The organism is Paraburkholderia diazotrophica (assembly GCF_038900755.1).
Classification (GTDB): domain Bacteria; phylum Pseudomonadota; class Gammaproteobacteria; order Burkholderiales; family Burkholderiaceae; genus Paraburkholderia; species Paraburkholderia diazotrophica_A.
This window is the reverse complement of the sequence record NZ_JBBPEN010000008.1, coordinates 318529-339554: the sequence shown is the minus strand read 5'-3', so window position 1 is coordinate 339554 and position 21026 is coordinate 318529. Positions and strand designations below refer to the sequence as shown.

At 64.1% G+C, this 21026-nt stretch carries 18 protein-coding genes and 1 pseudogene; 8 read left to right on the top strand and 11 right to left on the bottom strand.

Features of this window, described 5'->3' with window-relative positions; all coding sequences use genetic code 11:
* Positions 1 to 219: 219 nt before the first annotated feature.
* The 4 genes from AABE10_RS24895 (at position 220) to AABE10_RS24880 (ending at position 6233) form a co-directional block, all read left to right on the top strand.
* Positions 220 to 3222 carry a ribonucleoside-diphosphate reductase subunit alpha gene (locus AABE10_RS24895; protein ID WP_342935877.1) on the top strand — a complete coding sequence of 1001 codons (3003 nt, stop codon included), beginning with the start codon at positions 220 to 222 and terminating at the stop codon, positions 3220 to 3222.
* Between the two features lie 728 nt (positions 3223 to 3950).
* Complete coding sequence (locus AABE10_RS24890; protein ID WP_342935876.1) at positions 3951 to 5174, top strand: ribonucleotide-diphosphate reductase subunit beta; 1224 nt, start codon at positions 3951 to 3953, stop codon at positions 5172 to 5174.
* Between the two features lie 79 nt (positions 5175 to 5253).
* The gene (locus AABE10_RS24885; RefSeq protein ID WP_342935875.1) at positions 5254 to 5580 is read left to right on the top strand and encodes a hypothetical protein; all 327 of its coding nucleotides are present in this window, start codon (positions 5254 to 5256) and stop codon (positions 5578 to 5580) included.
* A 29-nt stretch (positions 5581 to 5609) separates the two neighbouring features.
* The gene (locus tag AABE10_RS24880) at positions 5610 to 6233 is read left to right on the top strand and encodes a histone H1-like repetitive region-containing protein (protein ID WP_342935874.1); all 624 of its coding nucleotides are present in this window, start codon (positions 5610 to 5612) and stop codon (positions 6231 to 6233) included.
* A gap of 335 nt (positions 6234 to 6568) precedes the next feature.
* Here AABE10_RS24880 and AABE10_RS24875 read toward each other — a convergent pair whose 3' ends face one another.
* From AABE10_RS24875 to AABE10_RS24825, 11 genes and pseudogenes are all read right to left on the bottom strand, one after another.
* On the bottom strand, positions 6569 to 7057 hold the full coding sequence (locus AABE10_RS24875; protein ID WP_342935873.1) for a glycine zipper 2TM domain-containing protein: 489 nt from the start codon (positions 7055 to 7057) through the stop codon (positions 6569 to 6571).
* Between the two features lie 70 nt (positions 7058 to 7127).
* On the bottom strand, positions 7128 to 8072 hold the full coding sequence (locus AABE10_RS24870) for a carbohydrate kinase family protein (protein ID WP_342935872.1): 945 nt from the start codon (positions 8070 to 8072) through the stop codon (positions 7128 to 7130).
* Positions 8073 to 8175: 103 nt separating this feature from the next.
* Complete coding sequence (tpx, locus tag AABE10_RS24865) at positions 8176 to 8676, bottom strand: thiol peroxidase (RefSeq protein ID WP_152755309.1); 501 nt, start codon at positions 8674 to 8676, stop codon at positions 8176 to 8178.
* A gap of 95 nt (positions 8677 to 8771) precedes the next feature.
* Complete coding sequence (locus AABE10_RS24860) at positions 8772 to 10571, bottom strand: DUF3426 domain-containing protein (protein ID WP_342935936.1); 1800 nt, start codon at positions 10569 to 10571, stop codon at positions 8772 to 8774.
* Positions 10572 to 10676: 105 nt separating this feature from the next.
* Positions 10677 to 10742: pseudogene (locus AABE10_RS36475) on the bottom strand (hypothetical protein); the annotation flags it as partial.
* Between the two features lie 59 nt (positions 10743 to 10801).
* A complete protein-coding gene (prmA, locus tag AABE10_RS24850; RefSeq protein ID WP_342935871.1) occupies positions 10802 to 11704 on the bottom strand; it encodes a 50S ribosomal protein L11 methyltransferase in 903 nt (300 codons plus the stop codon).
* Positions 11705 to 11707: 3 nt separating this feature from the next.
* Entirely contained in the window at positions 11708 to 13075 is a 1368-nt protein-coding gene (gene accC, locus AABE10_RS24845; RefSeq protein WP_342935870.1) for an acetyl-CoA carboxylase biotin carboxylase subunit, read from the bottom strand.
* Positions 13076 to 13210: 135 nt separating this feature from the next.
* A complete protein-coding gene (gene accB, locus AABE10_RS24840; protein ID WP_342935869.1) occupies positions 13211 to 13681 on the bottom strand; it encodes an acetyl-CoA carboxylase biotin carboxyl carrier protein in 471 nt (156 codons plus the stop codon).
* A gap of 68 nt (positions 13682 to 13749) precedes the next feature.
* Complete coding sequence (aroQ, locus tag AABE10_RS24835) at positions 13750 to 14214, bottom strand: type II 3-dehydroquinate dehydratase (RefSeq protein ID WP_342935868.1); 465 nt, start codon at positions 14212 to 14214, stop codon at positions 13750 to 13752.
* A 194-nt stretch (positions 14215 to 14408) separates the two neighbouring features.
* Positions 14409 to 14957: a TlpA disulfide reductase family protein gene (locus AABE10_RS24830; protein ID WP_342935867.1), complete on the bottom strand. Its 549-nt coding sequence runs from the start codon at positions 14955 to 14957 to the stop codon at positions 14409 to 14411.
* A gap of 17 nt (positions 14958 to 14974) precedes the next feature.
* Complete coding sequence (locus AABE10_RS24825) at positions 14975 to 15625, bottom strand: UDP-N-acetylmuramate--alanine ligase (protein WP_342935866.1); 651 nt, start codon at positions 15623 to 15625, stop codon at positions 14975 to 14977.
* Between the two features lie 214 nt (positions 15626 to 15839).
* On the opposite strand from AABE10_RS24825, the gene mpl reads away from it, so the two are divergent.
* The 4 genes from mpl to aroE all read left to right on the top strand — a co-directional run bounded on the left by mpl (position 15840) and on the right by aroE (position 20986).
* Positions 15840 to 17261, top strand: a complete 1422-nt coding sequence (gene mpl, locus AABE10_RS24820; protein WP_342935865.1) for a UDP-N-acetylmuramate:L-alanyl-gamma-D-glutamyl-meso-diaminopimelate ligase — start codon at positions 15840 to 15842, stop codon at positions 17259 to 17261.
* Positions 17258 to 17860, top strand: a complete 603-nt coding sequence (locus tag AABE10_RS24815) for a YqiA/YcfP family alpha/beta fold hydrolase (RefSeq protein WP_342935864.1) — start codon at positions 17258 to 17260, stop codon at positions 17858 to 17860. Before mpl ends, AABE10_RS24815 begins: the two co-directional genes overlap by 4 nt.
* A 127-nt stretch (positions 17861 to 17987) precedes the next feature.
* Positions 17988 to 20120 carry a ribonuclease catalytic domain-containing protein gene (locus tag AABE10_RS24810; protein ID WP_342935863.1) on the top strand — a complete coding sequence of 711 codons (2133 nt, stop codon included), beginning with the start codon at positions 17988 to 17990 and terminating at the stop codon, positions 20118 to 20120.
* Positions 20117 to 20986, top strand: a complete 870-nt coding sequence (gene aroE / locus AABE10_RS24805; RefSeq protein WP_342935862.1) for a shikimate dehydrogenase — start codon at positions 20117 to 20119, stop codon at positions 20984 to 20986. Before AABE10_RS24810 ends, aroE begins: the two co-directional genes overlap by 4 nt.
* Positions 20987 to 21026: the final 40 nt, after the last annotated feature.

The window sequence follows — 21026 nt, the reverse complement described above, 5'->3', positions numbered from 1 at the left end:
AACCGGCGCGCCGACCAATACGAAGAAAAGGGCGCAGCCAAGTGATCGCGACACGCACGACGTTGAAGTTCTTTCACGCGGATCCTTCGCATCCGGCCACTCTGTTTTACGGTTCCCGCTACCTCTTTTCTTTTGCCCCATCGCATGCGTCCGGGGTGGCGCAGCGTTTGTACTAACCGCGGATCACTCCGCACCATTCCAAGACCAGGAGCTTTGCACATGCAAACGACCGACAACGTGACGACCCGGTTCGAGGGCGCACCCACTGGCCGCCCCGTCGAAGGGCTCGCACAGGGCGCCCAGGCGCTCGCGCCGCAGACGGGCTACGCCGACTACAAGGTGATCCGTCGCAACGGCAGCGTGGTGTCGTTCGAGCCGTCGAAAATCGCCATCGCGGTGACGAAGGCGTTTCTGGCCGTCAACGGTGGTCAGGGCGCGGCGTCGGCGCGCGTTCGCGAGCTGGTCGAGCAGCTCACGCAGAACGTGGTCCGCGCGCTTGTGCGCAGCCGTCCGAACGGCGGCACGTTCCACATCGAAGACATTCAGGATCAGGTCGAACTCGCGCTGATGCGCACGGGTGAGCACAACGTCGCGCGCGCCTACGTGCTGTATCGCGAGAAGCGCAGCCAGGAGCGCGGCCATGAAGCCGAAGCACCGGCAGGCGCGCCGGGTCTGAACGTGACCGACAACGGCATCACCCGTCCGCTCGATCTGCCGGCGCTGCGCGGCCTGATCGAATCGGCATGCGCGAACCTGGGCGATGCGGTGAACGCGGAGCCGATCGTCGCCGAGACGGTGAAGAACCTGTACGACGGCGTGCCGATGAGCCAGGTCTACGACTCGGCCATCCTCGCTGCGCGCACGATGATCGAGAAGGACCCGGCGTACAGCCAGGTCACGTCCCGCATCCTGCTGCACACGATCCGCCGCGAGATCCTCGAAGAGGAAGTCACGCAAGCCGAAATGGCCGGCCGCTATGCCGAGTACTTCCCGCTCTTCATCAAGCGCGGCGTGCAAGCCGAGCTGCTCGACGACAAGCTGCTGCAGTTCGACCTGAAGCGTCTCGGCGCCGCGCTCGACGCGGACCGCGATCTGCAGTTCGGCTACCTCGGCCTGCAGACGCTGTATGACCGCTACTTCCTGCACGTCGACGGCACGCGCATCGAAATGCCCCAGGCATTCTTTATGCGTGTCGCGATGGGCCTCTCGCTGAATGAGATCGACCGCGAAGCGCGCGCGATCGAGTTCTACAACGTGCTGTCGAGCTTCGACTTCATGTCGTCGACGCCGACGCTGTTCAACTCGGGCACGCGCCGCTCGCAGCTGTCGTCGTGCTATCTGACGACGGTCGACGACGACCTCGATGGCATCTACGAAGCGCTGAAGGAAAACGCGCTGCTGTCGAAGTTCGCGGGTGGTCTCGGCAACGACTGGACGCGCGTGCGCGCGCTCGGCTCGCACATCAAGGGGACCAATGGCAAGTCGCAAGGCGTCGTGCCGTTCCTGAAGGTCGTCAACGACACGGCTGTCGCCGTGAACCAGGGCGGCAAGCGCAAGGGCGCGGTGTGTGCGTACCTGGAATCGTGGCACCTCGACATCGAAGAATTCCTCGAGCTGCGCAAGAACACGGGCGACGACCGTCGCCGCACGCACGACATGAACACGGCGAACTGGATTCCCGACCTGTTCATGAAGCGCGTGCTCGAAGGCGGCGACTGGACGCTGTTCTCGCCGTCCACTTGCCCGGATCTGCACGACAAGTTCGGCGCCGAGTTCGAAGCCGCTTACACGGCTTACGAAGACAAGGTCGCGCGCGGCGAGATCAAGCTGTTCAAGAAGATTCCCGCTGCGCAGTTGTGGCGCAAGATGCTCGGCATGCTGTTCGAAACGGGCCATCCGTGGATCACGTTCAAGGACCCATGCAACGTGCGCTCGCCGCAACAGCACGTCGGCGTCGTCCACTCGTCGAACCTGTGCACCGAAATCACGCTGAACACGAGCGACACGGAAATCGCCGTCTGCAACCTGGGGTCGGTGAACCTGGTCGCGCACCTGAAGGAGCAGGCCGACGGCACGATGGCGCTCGACCACGACAAGCTCAAGCGCACGATCAGCGTCGCGATGCGCATGCTCGACAACGTCATCGACATCAACTACTACGCGGTCGCGAAGGCGCGTAACTCGAACCTCAAGCATCGCCCCGTCGGCATGGGCATCATGGGCTTCCAGGACTGCCTGCACGTGCTGCGCACGCCGTACGCATCGCAGGAAGCCGTCGAGTTCGCCGACCGTTCGATGGAAGCCGTCTGCTACTACGCGTACTGGGCGTCGACGGAACTGGCGGAAGAGCGCGGCCGCTACTCGACCTACCGCGGTTCGCTGTGGGATCGCGGCCTCCTCCCGCAAGACACGCTGAAGCTGCTCGCCGACGCACGCGGCGGTTACGTCGAAGTGGATTCGAGCGAGTCGATGGATTGGGCGTCGCTGCGTTCGCGCATCGCGGCGCACGGCATGCGCAACTCGAACTGCGTCGCGATCGCGCCGACGGCGACGATCTCGAACATCATCGGCGTGTCTGCATGTATCGAGCCGACGTTCCAGAACCTCTACGTGAAGTCGAACCTGTCGGGCGAATTCACGGTCGTGAACGACTACCTCGTGCGTGACCTGAAGGCGCGCGGCCTGTGGGACGAAGTGATGGTCGCCGACCTGAAGTACTTCGACGGCTCGCTGTCGCGCATCGACCGCGTGCCGGCCGACCTGCGCGCGATCTACGCGACCGCGTTCGAAGTCGATGCAACGTGGCTCGTCGAAGCGGCGTCGCGCCGTCAGAAATGGATCGACCAGGCGCAGTCGCTGAACATCTACATGGCGGGCGCGTCCGGCAAGAAGCTCGACGAGGTCTACAAGCTCGCATGGCTGCGTGGCCTGAAGACGACGTACTACCTCCGCACGATGGCGGCGACGCACGTCGAGAAGTCCACGGTCGCGCACGGCGCGCTGAATGCAGTGCCGTCGGGCGACGGTGGCGAAGGCGGCGCAGCGGGTGGCTTCGGTGCCGGTGGCGGCGCGGCTTCGTCGGGAGTGACGGGCGGCTTCCAGGCAGCGGCGGCGACGGCAGTGCCCGCAGCGGCATCCGAAGCAGCACCCGAAGCCGATGGTCCCGTCTGCATGATGCGTCCCGGCGACCCTGGCTTCGAAGAGTGTGAAGCCTGCCAGTGAGCACGCGTAGTCAGAAGGCAGTACAGCTGTCAGCAGCGAGCGGCAGCAAGCAGTAACCCGCCGCCGGTCCTCGCCGGCGGCGCGCGGAAAGAGATGGGCGGCGTGGGCAGAACGCGCCGCTCATCGCGAAGAGAAGTCGAAGCAGCACGCACGGAAGACGTCGAGCGAGACTTCGGGCAGGACTCGGGCAAGCCTCCAATGACACGCCCGCGCAAGCAGAAGCCGATGCGCTGCGAGCGAGCGTGACGCGCAAGAGCCGACGCTCGAGCAGCACTTCGATCAGGCGATTCATCGCGCAGTTTGCCGGCGATGTGCCGGGGCAGTCAGTCAGGCGAGGCAGCGAGGAACATCACGTGCTACACGTCGGTTGATGGCTGCGAGGAAACACGAAGCCGCAAGCCGAATGAAGCACGCGAAGCAGCGGACGAGCAGGCGATGCATCACCTGCCCGACATGCTTCGACAGAACATCGCGACGTGTACGAAGACGCAATCGTTTCGAAGCCGAAGCAACGCACACGCATCGCTGAAGCAACGCTCTTTCGATCGTGCATCGCGCTACATCGACACACGTTTCGATCGACTCGCATCGAGTGACCTTCACAGACTCATGAACAAAGTGTTGTATGAAGGTCGCAACGCGATTCGAAAACAGGATTTTTCATGAGCGGACCCTTTTAACGCTCGTGAAAAGATGGTACAAACCGATCTAAATTGATGGTGACATTTATGCTCAACTGGGATGACGAGATCACTGCCGTAACTCCCTCGAGTGCTACGCAACCGAACGTGTTGCGAAACGCTGCGGGAACGGTCGTCGGTTCGCAAGTGCAAACGCGTTCCGCTCATCAAGCTCCCTCGGCTCAACAAGCCTTCGCGAACGACATCGCAATCGCTCCGCCGGCACAAACGAATGCGCCGGCCGTCGCTCCCGAAGCACGCGTAAATGTCGCCGACAAGCGCATCATCAACGGCCAGACTGACGTCAATCAGCTGGTGCCGTTCAAGTACAAGTGGGCGTGGGAGAAGTATCTGTCCGGCTGCGCGAACCACTGGATGCCGCAGGAAATCAACATGTCCCGCGACATCGCGCTCTGGAAAGACCCGAACGGGCTGACGGAAGACGAGCGCCGCATCGTCAAGCGCAACCTCGGCTTCTTCGTGACGGCCGACTCGCTCGCGGCGAACAACATCGTCCTCGGCACGTATCGTCACATCACGGCGCCCGAATGCCGCCAGTTCCTGCTGCGCCAGGCATTCGAAGAGGCGATCCACACACACGCCTACCAGTACATCGTCGAGTCGCTCGGTCTCGACGAAGGTGAAATCTTCAACGCGTATCACGAAGTTACGTCGATCCGCGATAAAGACGAATTCCTGATTCCGTTCATCCACACGCTGACCGACCCGGCCTTCAAGACGGGCACGCTCGAAGCAGACCAGAAGCTGCTCAAGTCGCTGATCGTGTTCGCGTGCGTGATGGAAGGGCTGTTCTTCTACGTCGGCTTCACCCAGATCCTGGCGCTCGGCCGCCAGAACAAGATGACGGGCGCGGCGGAACAGTACCAATACATCCTTCGCGACGAGTCGATGCACTGCAATTTCGGCATCGACCTGATCAACCAGATCAAACTCGAAAACCCGCATCTGTGGACGCCGGAGTTCCGCGCGGAAATCCGCGAGATCTTCAGGCATGCGGTCGACCTCGAATATCGCTACGCAGAAGACACGATGCCGCGCGGGGTGCTCGGCCTCAATGCGTCGATGTTCAAGAGCTATCTGCGCTTCATTTGCAACCGCCGTTGCCAGCAGATCGGTATCGATCCGCTGTTCCCGAACGAGGAAAACCCGTTCCCGTGGATGAGCGAGATGATCGACCTGAAGAAGGAACGCAATTTCTTCGAGACTCGGGTTATCGAATATCAGACCGGCGGCGCGCTGTCCTGGGAGTAACCCAACGCGTCGCGTATGTATTTGATGGGGTTGCCGCCGGCCGTGCCGCGGCAAGTTTGATGAGGAGCATGACCGCCTGATGCAGAGCGTGCCCGGTGCGCCGCGGAATGCCGCGGCCCATAAAGATCACAGGCACTTTGCGAACCCTTCAGTGGGATGGGCAAACTTCCCCCCGGAAAAAGCCGTCCGCGCGAGAGCGTGCGGCTCGATCAAACGATTGCCGGCATCGACATCCGATGCCGACTGGACTTGGCGCGCTGTGCCCGATGGCACGGCGCGCCTTACCGTATTCATTAGCGTAAGCGCGCTGGAGCTGCGTACGCCGATGAATAGCCCGCTTCGCAGTGGCCGCCGTGAGAAGCGTCCGCGGGAAGCGGGTTTTGACGAAGGGTGTAGTTTGAACTGACTCTCATCTGAAACCTGAAGGAGAAAATGATGGCACTCGCCAAGAAGAAGCCGGCAGCCAAGAAGGCTGCAGCAAAGAAGGTCGTTGCGAAGAAGGCGGCTCCCGCCAAGAAGGCAGCACCGGCGAAGAAGGCCGCTGTGAAGAAGGTTGCAGCGAAGAAAGTCGCCGTGAAGAAGGTTGCTGCGAAGAAGGCAGCACCGGCGAAGAAGGCAGCTGCCAAGAAGGTCGCGGCGAAGAAGGTTGCAGCGAAGAAAGTCGCTGTGAAGAAGGTCGCAGCGAAGAAGGCAGCCCCGGCGAAGAAGGCCGCTGCCAAGAAGGTCGCAGCGAAGAAGGTCGCAGCGAAGAAGGTTGCAGCAAAGAAAGTCGCCGTGAAGAAGGTTGCTGCGAAGAAGGCAGCACCGGCAAAGAAGGCGGCTGCGAAGAAGGCGCCTGCTAAGAAGGCTGCCGCCAAAAAGGCTGCGCCTGCCAAGAAGGCCGCCGCGAAAAAGGCCGCTGCCCCTGCGAAGAAGGCTGCTCCTGCGAAGAAGGCTGTTGCGAAGAAGGCAGCACCTGCTCCCGCTGCGCCCGCTGCTTCGACGGCGCCGGCTGCTACGGTCAAGACCGCGTTGAACCCGGCTGCAGCATGGCCGTTCCCGACGGGCAGCCGTCCGTAAGAGCTGGTGTCGCAACGGACGCATCCAGCATGCGTCCAGCGATTGAGTACGGCTACTCAATCAAGCTGATCCCGCCGCCGGGCAACTGGCGGCGGGATTTTTTCGTCTGGTGCCCGCCTCGATTCGTCGTCCGTTTTGCACTGCCTGCGACGACCCAATGAGCTCGCGCGGGGGCAATGGCTGTCGAACGATGCGCTGCTCACGACTCATGCGGCGATGCGCAAACGCGAGGCGAAAAAAAACGCATGCACAGGGGAGCACATGCGTGTGAGGTTGCCGTCACGGCGCGAGAGCGCGCCGCTGGCAGGGAAATGGATTGCGTCTGCGGAAACGCGTCAGTGGGTCACGCGGGTCACGCCTCCGCTCGACAGCAGGCGCACGCGCTCCCCGGCGCTGAAGATTTCGCCCGTCGCGCTTTGCGTGATCGCGCGCATGTCGCCGTTGTCGAGGCGCACCGTGATCTCGACGCCGTCGCGCATCGCGGTGCTGTTCTCGATCGTATTGCCTGCCACGGCGCCCGCCAGCCCGCCGACGATGCCCGTCAGGATCGAGCCACGGCCGCCGCCGATCGCGCTGCCCGCCACCGCGCCGAGTGCGCCGCCGCCCACTGCGCCGATGCCGCTCGGCTGACCGTTGTTCGTGCTGATCTTCACGGCACGCACGCTGTCGACGGTACCCATGCGTACGGTCTCTTCACGTTGTGCCTGCGATGACGTGTAGACGTCGGCGGAACTGCTGTTGTACGCGCAGCCTGTCACGGCGAGCGAACTGAGGATCACCGCGCCCAATACCACGCGGCCCACGGTACGACTTGTTGTTTTCATTCCCTTGACTCCAGATGGGCTCGATTCTTCGAGCCCTCAAACGCGACCGGTCAGGCGCGGCGTATGCGCGTCATGCGCCTTCGGGCAGCTCGTACCCGAATGCCTGCCTGAACCGGTCGTTGATTTCCGCGCGCGAAGGCGCATAGTTTTGCGGCCCTTGATGCTCGATCTTGAGCGCGCCCATCAGGCTCGCGAGACGGCCCGTGGTTGCCCAGCCGAGACCCTTCTCGATGCCGTGCAGCAGGCCGCCCCGGAAGGCATCGCCGCAACCCGTGGGGTCCAGCACCCGCTTTGCCTTGACGGCCGGAATCTCTTCGATGCCGCCCGAGTGGTGAATCTGCGCGCCGTGCTCGCCGCGCGTCACGATCAGCGCATCGACACGGCTTGCGATTTCTTCGATCGACCAGCCCGTCTTGTTGCTCACGAGCGCAGCTTCGTAATCATTGACTGCCACGTAGGTGGCAAGTTCAATCATGCGGCGCAGCGACGCGCCGTCGAACAGCGGCAGCCCCTGGCCCGGATCGAAGATGAACGGAATGCCTGCAGCCGCGAACTGTTCGGAGTGCTGGATCATGCCGTCGAAGCCGTCCGGCGCGACGATGCCGAGCTTCACGCCCGGCTGGTCGGCGCGGTTCAGATGCGACAGCATCATCGCGCCCGGGTGGAACGCGGTGATCTGATTGTTCTCGAGGTCGGTCGTGATCATTGCCTGCGCCGAGTAGGTGTCCGGCAGCACGCGCACGTGCTCTTTCGAGAGGCCGAGTGTGTCGAGGCGATCGATGTACAGTTGCGCGTCGACGGCGCCGAGCGTCGCCATGATGCGCGCGTCGCCGCCGAGCAGATGCAGCGAGTACGCGATATTGCCCGCGCAGCCGCCGAATTCGCGACGCATTGTCGGCACGAGGAAGCTGACGTTCAGGATGTGGACCTGTTCCGGCAGAATGTGCTCCCGAAAGCGCCCTTCGAAGGTCATGATGTTGTCGTAGGCGAGCGAGCCGCAAATCAGCGTAGCCAAGGCGAGCGTTCCTATAAGTGTTCTGAGAAAAATGACGCGACGATGTGACAGCGCCGCGCCCGGACGATGCGGGAGCGGCGCTGTGTCGACGCAAGCGTGAAGCTTACTTCAGCGCGGCGAGCGCTGCGTCGTAGTTCGGTTCGTTCTTGATTTCGCCGACGAGCTCGGCGTGCACGACCTTGTCATTCTCATCGAGGACGACGACGGCGCGCGCGGTCAGGCCCGTCAGTGGGCCGCTCGTCACGTCGACGCCGTACGCTTGCGCGAACTCGTGACCACGGAACGTCGAGGCCGTCACGACGTTTTCGATCCCCTCCGTCGTGCAGAAGCGCGAAGCGGCGAACGGCAGATCGCCCGACACGACGATCACAGCCGTGTTGTTCAGCTTGGCCGCTGCTTCGTTGAACTTGCGCGTCGAGGTTGCGCAGGTCGGCGTGTCGAGACTCGGGACGATGTTCAGCACCTTGCGCTTGCCGGCGAAGTCGGCGAGCGAGAGCGGCTTCAGATCCTTGCCGACGAGCGTGAAGGCGGGCGCCTTCTGGCCGACGGACGGGAACGTGCCAGCGACTTCAATCGGGTTGCCACCCAGCGTGACTTGACTCATGTTGTGCTCCGAAGATTCGTCAGGGATTGACGGGATGCGCGCCCGGTTCATGCCGGACGCGCGGGTGTAATCTGCTCGCGCCGCAGAGCTACCCGTTACGGATAAAAGATCTGCACGCGGAAATTCGAGGCGATGGTATTGCCGGTGTCGAGGCGCACGATCATTGTCTGCGTCGTGCGGGCGGGCAGGCCTGCCGCAATCGGCGTGCCGGGTTTCACATAGTCTTGCGGCCACAGCACGCGCCGCACGGCGACATTGTTGTTCTCGTCGAGCAGCGTGAGTTCGACGGCGGGATAGGCGAGCGCGATGTCGAAGCGGTTGCGCAGCGGCATCCTCAGCTCGAGTTTGTGCGGCCCGTCGATCTGGCGCAGATCGGATGGCTCGACCAGCAGGCCATCGATATCGCGCGGCGGCCCGACCTTGCAGCCGAGGTTCGCGCAAGCCTTCACGAAGAGCGACTGCGAATCGGGCCACGCGACCATCACCGATTCGCGCTGCCACCATGCGAGCTGCGCGAGCAGCAAGACGGCCAGCACGCCGATCGCGACGCCGCCGACCGCTTGCCACACGACGCGGCGTGAGTCTTGTCCGAGCGGCTCGCGGCGGACGGCGAATGCATCGTCGTCATCGTCGGGCGCGGCGGCGAACGGCTTGCGCGCGCGCCCGCCGAAGCTCGGTTCGTGATCGTGTTCTTCCGCAGGCGAGCCGAAGTAGGGCTCACGATCCCGACGATCATCGGCGGCCGGCGCGGCCGCGCTATCGTCGGAGTCGTCGAAAAAGGGTTTGTGCCGTTTGTCGCGAAGCGGCTCGTACAGCCCTTCGTGCAAGGTTTCGTGCAGCGGCTCGTGCAATGGCTCGTGCAACGATGCGTCGGCTTCGGCCTTCGCTTCGTCCGCTGTTCGCGCATCGGGCGCGTGCGCCGATTCGCGCGCGGGCTCCGCTGCGCGCCACGTATGCGGCGGCGGCTCTGCGATTTCCTGTTCGAGTACGCGCTCGGGCGAGGCTTCGAAGTTCGGCTCGGCCTTCGCCGCAGCAGGTGATCCGGCAGGTTGCGCGACCTTCGGCTGAGCTTGCGGGGCGGCTGACGGCTCTGTCTTCGCTTGAGCTTGCGGGGCGACGGATGGTTCGACCTTCGGCTCGGCTTGCGCGGCGATCGACGGCTCTGTCTTCGGCTCGGCTTGCGTAGCGACTGACGGTTCGACCTTCGGCTCGGCTTGCGCGGCGATCGACGGCTCAACTTTCGGCTGAGCTTGCGCCGCCTCAGCAGTCGGCGCGGCCTTCTGCTCGATGGGCGCTTCGATATGCGGCTCGACCCGTTTGCGCGCAGTTGCCTTTTCTGTGCCCGGCGACTTCGAGTCGGTCAGTTCGAGCGTCAGCGGCGGCTGAGCGGAACTCGGAATCGTGACGGGCTTGAGCGGAATCGTCGATGCGTTGTGGCGGATGCGTCCGTCGATCGACGCGTCGGGCGCCGCTGCCCACGGGTTCCATGCTTCCGCGCGAAAATCGGGCGAGCCGGCGGACGCTGCGCCGTGCTCCGGCGTCGAGCCTTTGGCTTCGAAGGGCGCTTCATCGACATGTGCCTGTGTTACGGCATGACCGGCCGGCGCTTCGTCGTGTCGTGCTGCCTCGTTGCTCGCGAGCGACTGCGCAGCATGTTCGCCGAGGGCTTCTGCCGGATGCTCAGCGGCGCGTTCTATCGTCGCTTCGGCGACGTGCGGCGAAGTGGATTCAGCGGCGTGCGGGCCTGCATCTTTGGCTGGTTGCTCGGTGCGACGCGCATCCGTATCGGCAGGTGCAGCGGGTTCGACAGCAGGAGCACTTCCTTCACGCACCGGTGCTTGCCCGCCATTCGCGAGTTTGTCGAGCGTATACGCGGTTACATCGTCGATCGACACGTGCTTTGCTTTATCGACGCTCGTGCCGTTGGTCACATCAAAGAGATTGTTCGATGCGTCGAATACTTCGTGGCAATGGCCACAACGAACGAGACCGCGGCGCAGCGTGAGCTGCTCCGGCTGGAGTTTGAATGCGGTTTTACAGAAGGGACAGCGTGTCGCTAGAAGCATATTGAGCCGATTGACCGGTTAGCCGTTAAGGGGCCGGAAGCAGACAGATATGCCTTATTCTAATGGCTTTCGCGGCGAGTACCTGCAAGGCAGACCCAGCCCTCCTGTTCGCGCCATACGTCGATGTCGATCCATTGCCGATAGATCTGCGCGACCTCTTCCGCCTGGCGCGCGAGAATGCCGGACAGCGCAATGCGTCCGCCCGGCTTCACCTTCGACGACAGCATCGACGCCATCAGTTTCAGCGGATTCGACAGAATATTCGCCACGACGATATCGAACTCGTCCGCAGGGCAATCGTCGGGCAGGCCGTATGTGACGTCGGCGTGATTGCGCTCGCTGTTGTGGCGCGCCGACTCGACCGCCTGAGGATCGATGTCGATGCCGATCACAGGGTCCGCGCCGCATTTCTTCGCGAGAATCGCGAGTATGCCCGAGCCGCAGCCGTAGTCGAGCACCGACTTGCCTTTCTTCACCGATTGCTCGAGCCACTCCATGCACAGACGCGTCGTCGGATGGCTTCCCGTGCCGAACGCGAGGCCCGGATCGAGTTCGAGCACGAGCGCGTCGGGATCGGGTGCAGCGTGCCACGATGGCACGACCCAGATGCGCTCGCCGATCGGAATCGGATCGAACTGCGATTGCGTGAGACGCACCCAGTCCTGTTCCTCGACTTCGCGCACGCTGAACGACGGCGTATCGGCGAGACGGAGTTCGTTCGCGGCGGCCGCGAGCAGTACCGCCGGCTCGTGTTCGGGCGCGAGCAGCGCGATCACGCGCGAATGCGTCCATGCGGTGCGCTCCGGCGTGAGACCGGGCTCGCCGAAAAGCGGCTGCTCGTCGGGTGTATCGGCATCCGCGTCTTCGACGGACACCGACAGCGCGCCAAGTTCGAGCAGCGCATCCGACAACGCCTCCGCGTGTTCGCGCGCGAGTTCGACGATCAGTTCCCGGTAGCTCATTGCTTACGCTTCTTCCGGTGCGGCCTGCAGCTTCGCGGCCAGCCGGTTTTCGAGGTAATGGATGCTCGTGCCGCCTTCGACGAACTTCGCGTCGAGCATCAGTTCGCGATGCAGCGGAATGTTGGTCTGAATGCCTTCGACCACCATTTCCGACAGCGCGATGCGCATCCGGCTGATCGCCTGCTCGCGCGTCGCGCCGTAAGCGATCAGCTTGCCGATCATGGAATCATAGTTCGGCGGGACGAAATAGCCGTTGTACGCATGCGAATCGACGCGAATGCCGGGCCCGCCCGGCATATGCCACGACGTAAGGCGCCCCGGCGACGGAATGAACTTGAACGGATCTTCGGCGTTGATACGGCACTCGATCGCGTGTCCGCGGAACTGGATGTCGCGTTGACGGAGCGCGAGTTTTTCGCCGGCAGCGATGCGGATCTGCTCCTGAACGATGTCGATGCCCGTGATCAGTTCGGTGACGGGATGCTCGACCTGCACGCGCGTGTTCATTTCGATGAAGTAGAACTCGCCGTTCTCGTACAGGAATTCGAACGTGCCTGCGCCGAGGTAGCCCATCTTCTTGCACGCGTCCGCGCAGCGGTCGCCGATGCGCTCGATCAGGCGTCGCGCGATGCCGGGCGCCGGCGCTTCCTCGATCACCTTCTGGTGACGGCGCTGCATCGAGCAGTCGCGCTCGCCGAGCCAGAGCGCGTTCTTGAACGAATCGGCGAGCACCTGGATTTCGATGTGCCGCGGGTTCTCCAGGTATTTCTCCATGTAGACCTGCGGATTGCCGAACGCACGGCCGGCTTCTTCGCGCGTCATGTTAACGGCATTGACGAGCGCCGCTTCCGTGTGCACGACACGCATGCCGCGGCCGCCGCCGCCGCCCGCCGCCTTGATGATCACCGGATAGCCGATCGCGCGCGCGATCTTCACGATTTCCTTCGGATCTTCCGGCAATGCGCCTTCCGAACCGGGCACGCACGGCACGCCCGTCTTGATCATCGTTTGCTTCGCGGTGACCTTGTCGCCCATCAGGCGAATCGTGTCGGGGCGCGGGCCGATGAACACGAAGCCCGATTGCTCGACGCGCTCGGCGAAGTCCGCATTCTCGGAGAGGAAGCCGTAGCCGGGGTGAATCGCTTCGGCGTCCGTGACTTCCGCCGCGCTGATCAGCGCGGGCATGTTCAGGTAGCTCAGGTTCGACGGCGCCGGTCCGATGCAGACCGCCTCGTCGGCGAGCTTCACGTACTTGGCTTCCTTGTCGGCTTCGGAATAGACGACGACCGTCTTGACGCCGAGCTCGCGACAGGCGCGCTGAATACGGAGCGCGATTTCGCCGCGATTGGCAATGAGGATTTTTTCAAACATAGCGGATATTCGACTCATCAACGGGCGCCGCGTGCGGTTGCGCAGTTGCTTCCAGGAGCGCGGCTGCCACAGAGGATCGGTGGCGCACCCGAAGAAGGAGGGCGCGCGGATGGCGTATGGCTAAAAAGCGCCGCGTCAGCCGATCACGAAGAGCGGCTGGCCATATTCGACTGCCTGCCCGTTCTCGACGAGGATTTCCTTGATGACGCCAGCCTGATCCGACTCGATTTCGTTCAGCAGCTTCATCGCTTCGATGATGCAGATCGTCTGGCCTTCCTTGACGGAGTCGCCCACCTGCACGAACGGATCTGCGCCCGGCGACGGCGCGCGATAGAACGTGCCGACCATCGGCGAAGTCACCACATGACCCTGCGGCGCAGCGGCGGCCGGCGTGGCCGGCGCGGCGACGGCGGGCGCTTCCGGGTGAGCGCCGGGCGCGGACGCAGACGCCGGGAATTGCGGCGCAAAGTTGCCGGGTTGCTGGACGTAAACGGGCGGCGCGTTCTTGACGATGCGCACCTTGCCTTCGCCCTCGGTCACTTCGAGTTCGGAAATGCCGGACTCGGAGACGAGGTCGATCAGAGTCTTCAGTTTACGTAGATCCATGGGCTTCCCCTTTCAATGCGTGAAGCGCCGGCGGGATGCCGCCGGCGCTGAATTCGTGTTTTGGGTTGTCAGTCGCGCGACGTCCCGGCTGTCTGAACGGACAACCGGTCGAGCGCGTATTCGAGTGCGTACAGATAACCCTTCCAGCCGAGGCCGCAAATCACGCCCTCTGCCTGGTCGGAGAAATACGAGTGATGCCTGAACGGTTCTCGACGATGCACGTTCGATAGATGAATCTCGACGAACGGGATGCCGACGCCCGCTAGTGCGTCCCGGATCGCCACGCTCGTATGCGTGTACGCGGCGGGATTGATCAGGATGAAATCGGTCTTCTCGGTTCGGGCGGCCTGGATGCGATCGACGAGTGCGCCTTCGTGATTGCTCTGGAAGGTGGCCAGTTCGACGCCGGCGTCCGCTGCGCGGTCGGCGAGCGCCTGATCGATCTGCGGGAGCGTGACGCGGCCATACACCTCAGGTTCCCGGGTGCCGAGAAGATTGAGGTTGGGGCCGTGCAGAACCAGCAGTCGCGTCATGGTCGCTTCGTTTTCCGTGGAATTGGCCGCACTTTAGCGCTGATTAGAGAAATTTGTCTAGTTTCTCGAGCACCCGCGATGATCCGGCGCCTTTCCGCGATAGCCGCAACTAGCCGAACTTCTGACAATTCCGGCGGAATGTCGGGCAACCTGGGGCCAAACGATGTCAATTAAACGTCAATAAGTTGTTGACGTCATAGTGCGTCGAGCGTCCGTTTGAGCTCGTCGGGCTTGACCTGTCCCAATTTTGTCGACCGTACGACGCCTTTTGCGTCAATTACGACGGTGTAAGGCAAACCGCCCGCGTTGTTGCCGAATGAGCGGGCGAGATCGGCGCCGCCGAAGCCGGCGACGAAAACCGGGTAGTCGACGGGCACTTTCTGAAGGAACGCCTTCACGTTCTTGTCGGAGTCGACGCCGAGTCCGACGAACTCGATGCCTTTCTTCGCGTATTCCTTATGCAGTTGCGATAGCGACGGCATCTCTTCGACGCACGGTCCGCACCACGACGCCCAGAAGTTGACGACGACGGGACGGCCCTTGAATCCGGCGAGCGACTGCGGCTTGCCGTCCGCGTTCGTGACGTTCGCCGACCAGAGCTGGTTGACGGCGTTGCTGCTGTCGGCAGGCGCGGCGTTCGCGACGCCCGCGAGGTCGTTGCTGCCGACGAACCAGTGGCTCGCCACCGCTCCTCCCACCGTTGCGACGACGGCCACCGCCGCGATTGCCAGAATGCGCTTCATATATAGAGATGTGTCAGTTAGGGGAAAGGAGAGCCGTCGCTCTCGTCGATCAGCGCCTGCACTGCGCGAACGTCGGCCCTTGCGAGCCGGCCGCGCGCGTCGGCTCGCACCGCGCCGCGCAGGTCGTCGGTGCTGTACAGCGCGACGTGGATGCCCACCGGTTCGGCGTCCCGTCCTTCATCGGTCGGGCGCCAGAGAAAGCTCAATGTTTCGACGTATCCACGTCCCGCAAAGTGCCGCGTTTCAGAAACGTCGTACTGCACATTCGTATTCAGCAGGTAGATGGCGACTTCCTTTGGGTTGTCGCAGAACGCCTGCAGATGGATGTCGGAATGCTCGCCAGCCGTTCCGCCCAGGACGGCGCCTGTCAGATAAGGATTGAATGGCGCGAGCCGCTGCATCCAGTCGAGTGCGATTTCTCTCAGGCGGCGCAGCACGGCCGGCTGGCTGTCACCCTGAAACAGCGACTGGTATTCGCGGATTTCTTCCTCGATCTGGTCGTTATCCGGCAGCCATTCGCCCGCGACGCGCGTCTCCCCGACCACCTGCCGCGCAGCCTTGCGCTTGGCCGTCGAGTAGTCGAGACCGTCTTCGGCGATCATTCTCGCAGCCGCGATCGCGATTTCCTCACGCACGCGCTGCGGATCGAAATGTGTTTTGCGAACCATCCGCCAATGATACTAGAGAAAACCCGGTGGCCTTTTTGCGCGCACCGGCGCCGCGCGTGGGTTTGAAGCCGTATCCGGCGGTGTTTTGCCAGGCGCGCCACCAGGAACGGGCGAGCCTGTCGGTTACAATAGGCGTCCTTTGCCGCGAGGGCTTTCCGGCCCTTTGCGCGCATCTTCTTCCACGCAAAACACGCCCTGCGGCGCGACAGCTTTTATGCACATTCACATCCTCGGCATCTGCGGCACGTTCATGGGCGGTCTCGCGGTTCTCGCGCGCAACGCCGGGCACACGGTGACGGGTTGCGACGCCGGTGTCTACCCGCCGATGAGCACGCAGCTCGAGGCGCAAGGCATCAAGCTGATCGAAGGCTGGGGCGTCGAGCAGCTCGACCTGAAGCCCGACCTCTTCGTGGTCGGCAACGTCGTGACGCGCGGCAATCCGCTGATGGAAGAAATCCTGAATCGCGGCCTGCCGTACACGTCCGGTCCGCAGTGGCTCGGCGAGCATGTGCTGAACGGCAAGTGGGTGCTGGCCGTGGCGGGCACGCACGGCAAGACGACCACGACGTCGATGCTGACCTGGCTGCTCGAAGACGCGGGCATGAATCCGGGCTTTCTGATCGGCGGCGTGCCGTTGAATTTCGGCGTGTCGGCGCGGCTGACCGATTCGAGCTTCTTCGTGATCGAAGCCGACGAATACGACACAGCGTTCTTCGACAAGCGCTCGAAGTTCGTCCATTACCGGCCGCGCACGGCAATCCTGAACAATCTGGAATTCGATCACGCGGACATTTTCCCGGATCTCGCCGCGATCGAAACGCAATTCCACCACCTTGTGCGCACGGTGCCGGGCATCGGGCGGATCGTGTCGAACGGCCGCGAAGATGCGCTCGAACGCGTGCTGACGCGCGGCTGCTGGAGCGAAGTAGAACGCTTCGGCGTCGACGGCGGCTGGCAGGCGCTGCCGGCTGAAGACGGTGTCGCCGTCGACGAGCGCTTCGCCGTCTATCACGGCGGCGAGCGCGTCGGCGTGGTCGACTGGCAGGTGCAGGGCGAGCACAACCGGATGAACGCAATCGCGGCGATCGCCGCCGCGCGCCACATCGGCGTGCCGCCCGCGCAGGCCGCGAAATCGCTGTCGACCTTCCGCAACGTGAAGCGCCGGATGGAAGTGCGCGGCAGCGTCGACGGCGTGACCGTCTACGACGATTTCGCGCATCATCCGACGGCGATCCAGACGACGATCGCCGGCCTGCGCACGCGCGTGGGCCGCGGCGAAAACGGAAAGCGCACGCGCATTCTCGCCGTGCTGGAGCCGCGCTCGAACACGATGAAACTCGGCGTGATGAAGGCGCAGCTGCCATCGAGTCTCGCTGACGCCGATCTCGTGTTCGGCTACGGCGCGCCGGCGGGCAAAGACGCGCTCGGCTGGAATCTCGCCGAAGCGCTCGCGCCGATGAGCGGCAAGGCGCAGGCGTTCAGCGACATCGACGCACTGGTCAAAGCCATCGTCGCGGCGGCGCAGCCCGGCGATCACGTGCTCGTCATGAGCAACGGTGGCTTCGGCGGCGTGCACCAGAAGCTGCTGGACGCGCTGTCGGCGCGCCCGGCGGAGCAGGCGCGGGGCGTCGCGTGATTCTCTATCTGCACGGTTTCCGCTCGTCGCCGAATTCGTTCAAGGCGCGCGTGATGGCCGGGCGGCTTGCTGCGCTCGGCCGCGGCGCGGAATGGTGCTGTCCGATGCTGCCCGTGTCGCCGCTCGAAACCGTGGCGCTCGTCGAAGAACAGGTCGCGGCGGCCAAGCCGGCGCATGTGACGTTGATCGGCAGTTCGCTCGGCGGCTATTTCGCGACGCATCTCGCCGAAAAGCACGGCTGGCGCGCGGTGCTGCTGAACCCAGCTGTCGTGCCGCAGCGCGACCTGAGCCACTATCTCGGCGAGCAGCCGTTGTGGCACGGCGGCGGCAGCATCGTCGTCGAGCAGCACCATCTGGACGAATTGCGCGCGCTCGGCGTTGCGTCGGTCACGCGCCCCGAACGCTATTATCTGATTGCCGCCACCGGCGACGAAGTGCTCGATTACCGCGAAATGCTCGCGCACTATCCCGGCGTGCGGACGAAATTGATCGAAGGCAGCGACCACGCGATCAGCGAATTTCCCGATTATGTCGACGACGTACTCGCGTTTTGCGACGCCGCCGACGCCGAGCCGCCCGCGCCAGGCGAGGCGGCATGATCCGATGATCCGCAAACGGCGTGCGCCGACCGGCATGCGCGTTGCGGAACACCACACCGAACACGACGCCGACGCGCAATCACCCAGCACGCGCGCCGGCCGACGCAAGCCAGAATGAGAGTATTGAGTGAACGTTTTCTTTGAGGAATCGGGCAGTTTCAAGGCGGGCAGCGTGCTGTCGCGTCAGGGCGACGCGTTCCAGGTCGAGCTGCCTGGCGGACGCCGCGCGAAAGTCCGCGCGAAAGACGTGCTGATCGAATTCGAGAGGCCGACGGCAGGCGAACTGATGGAGCAAGCCGATGCCGTCGCGCAGGACATCGATCTCGACTTTCTGTGGGAATGCGCACCGGAAGAAGAGTTTCCGTTTGCAACGCTCGGCGCCGAGTATTTCGGCGAGTCGTTCGGACCCGTCGAGCGCGCGGCGCTGATCCTGCGCATGCACGGCTCGCCCGTCTATTTCCGCCGCAAGGGGCGCGGCCAGTATCAGCGCGCGCCGGAAGAGCAACTGAAGATGGCGCTCGCGTCGCTCGAGCGCAAGCGCCAGCAGGCGCTCGTCCAGCAGGGCTACGAAGAGGAGCTGAAGGCGGGCCGTCTGCCGGATGGTTTCCAGAGCAAGGCGCTTGGACTGCTGACGAAGCCCGACAAGAACTCGATCGAATACAAGGCGCTCGAAGCCGCGGCAGCGGCGCGCGGCATTTCGGCGGCGCGCCTGATGCTCGAATGCGGCGGCATTCCGTCGGCGCGCGCGCTGCACGAAGCGCGCTTTCTGTCCGAATACTTCCCGCACGGCACGAGTTTCCCGGCCGTGACGGTCGGCGAGCTGCCTGAGGATTTGCCGCAAGCCGAAGTCGAAGCGTTCTCGATCGACGACGTGACCACAACCGAAATCGACGACGCGTTCTCCGTCGAGCATCTCTCCGATGGCCGCGTGCGGATCGGCATTCACATCGCGGCGCCCGCGCTCGGCATCGCGCGTGGCGATACCGTCGATGCGATCGCGCGCGGCCGCCTGTCGACGGTGTACATGCCGGGCGACAAGATCACGATGCTGCCCGATTCCGTCGTCGACAAATTCACGCTCGCCGAAGGCGGTCTGCGGCCGGCGCTGTCGCTGTACAGCATCGTGAAGCGCGAGACGCAGGAAATCGTCGCGAGCGAAACGCGCGCCGAACTCGTCTACGTGAAGAGCAATCTGCGCCACAACACGCTCGACGAACTCGTGACGGAAGAGGCACTCGCCAACGGCACGGGCGACTATCCGCACAAGGAAGACATCGCGGTGCTGTGGCCGTTCGCGCAGTCTCTGTTCGAGAAGCGCCAGGTCGCGCGCGCGGGCTACGGCCTGAAGCGCGAAGTGCAGCGCAATACCGATTTCAACTTCTACGTCGAAGGCGAGCACGTGACGATCACGCCGCGTCGACGCGGTTCGCCGCTCGACACGATCGTCGCGGAACTGGCGATTCTCGCGAACTCGACGTGGGGCGCGTTCCTGCACGATCACGGGGTGCCGGGCATCTACCGCTCGCAGCGCGCGTTCGGCGCGCCGACGGGCCCCAAACGCACACGCATGCAGACGACGGCCGCGCCGCACGAAGGCCTCGGCGTCGCGCAGTACGCGTGGAGCACGTCGCCGCTGCGCCGCTATGTCGACCTCGTGAACCAGTGGCAGCTGATCGCGTGCGTGCAGCACGGCGTGACGGCCAAGCTCGCGGCGCCGTTCAAGCCGAAGGACGCCGATCTGTTCGCCGTCGTGCAGGGCTTCGACGACACCTATACCGCGTACGCCGATCATCAGCGGCGCATGGAGTATTTCTGGTGTCTGCGCTGGCTCACGCAGGAGAACAGGAAGCAGGTGGTTGCGTCCGTGGTGAAGGGCGACCTCGTGCGGCTCGAAGAAGTGCCGCTGCTGCTGCATGTGCCGGGGCTCGGCGTGCATGCGCGCGGCACGCGGCTGATGCTCGAAGTGATGTCGGTCGATGAGCTGACGATCGAGGCGTCGGTGCGTCCGCTGCACGTGCTCGATGCGCCGACGGTGACGAGCGGCGCGGAAGAAGAGGACGAGGGCGACGAAGAGATCATCGACGCCGCCGATGCATCCGCCGAAAGCGAAGCCGAAGCGCAGGCAGAAGCCGACACCGCGACGAACGCGGACGGCGAGCCGGCCGCCGGCAACGATTCGCCGGCTTCCGCCGATCAAAAGGACGTGGAGCAGGACGTAAAACCGGACGTGAGCCATCACGCAACGGAGTCAAGCCGATGAGCACAACGCCGGTCCAGCGTGACCGCTACGCGGTGATCGGCAATCCGATCGCGCACAGCAAGTCGCCGTTCATCCACGCGCGTTTCGCCGAGCAGACAGGCGAGCCCGTCGAATACGGCCGTCTGCTCGCGCCCGTCGATCAATTCGCGGCGCGCGTGCGGGCGTTCATCGACGAGGGTGGGCGAGGCCTGAACGTGACGGTGCCGTTCAAGCTCGACGCGCACGCGTTCGCCACGTCGCTGTCGCCGCGCGCGGCTGCGGCGGGCGCGGTGAATACGCTTCGCTTCGAAAAGGATGGCGGCATCTACGGCGACAACACCGACGGCTTCGGCCTCGTGCGCGATATCGAAGTGAATCTGCGCGTGCCGCTCACGGGCGCGCGCGTGCTATTGCTGGGAGCGGGCGGCGCGGCGCGCGGCGTCGTGCTGCCTATTCTGCAGCGCAAGCCGCACACGCTGACCATCGTGAACCGGACGGCGGCGAAGGCCGATGCGCTGGTCGCGCAGTTCGCGAGCGCGGCAAGCGACGCGGCGTGCCGTCTGACGGGCGGCAGTGCGCAGGCGATCGAACCGGGCGCCTACGACGTGATCGTCAACGCGACGGCGAGCAGCCTCGATGTGTCGCTGCCCGAGTGCGACGACGGCGCGTTCGGCGCGGGCACGCTCGCGTACGACATGATGTACGGCGCGCAGCCGACCGTCTTCATGCAGCACGCGAACCGGTTCGGCGCGCGCGCGGCGGACGGGCTCGGCATGCTGGTCGAACAGGCGGCGGAGTCGTTCTTCGTGTGGCGCGGCGTGCGTCCCGACGGCGCGCCCGTGCTCGCCGCGCTGCGCGAGATGCTGAGCGCGCCGCAAAGCGCGTGAGCGCGAGCGGCGCCCACGCGTTCCCCGACTTCACGGCACA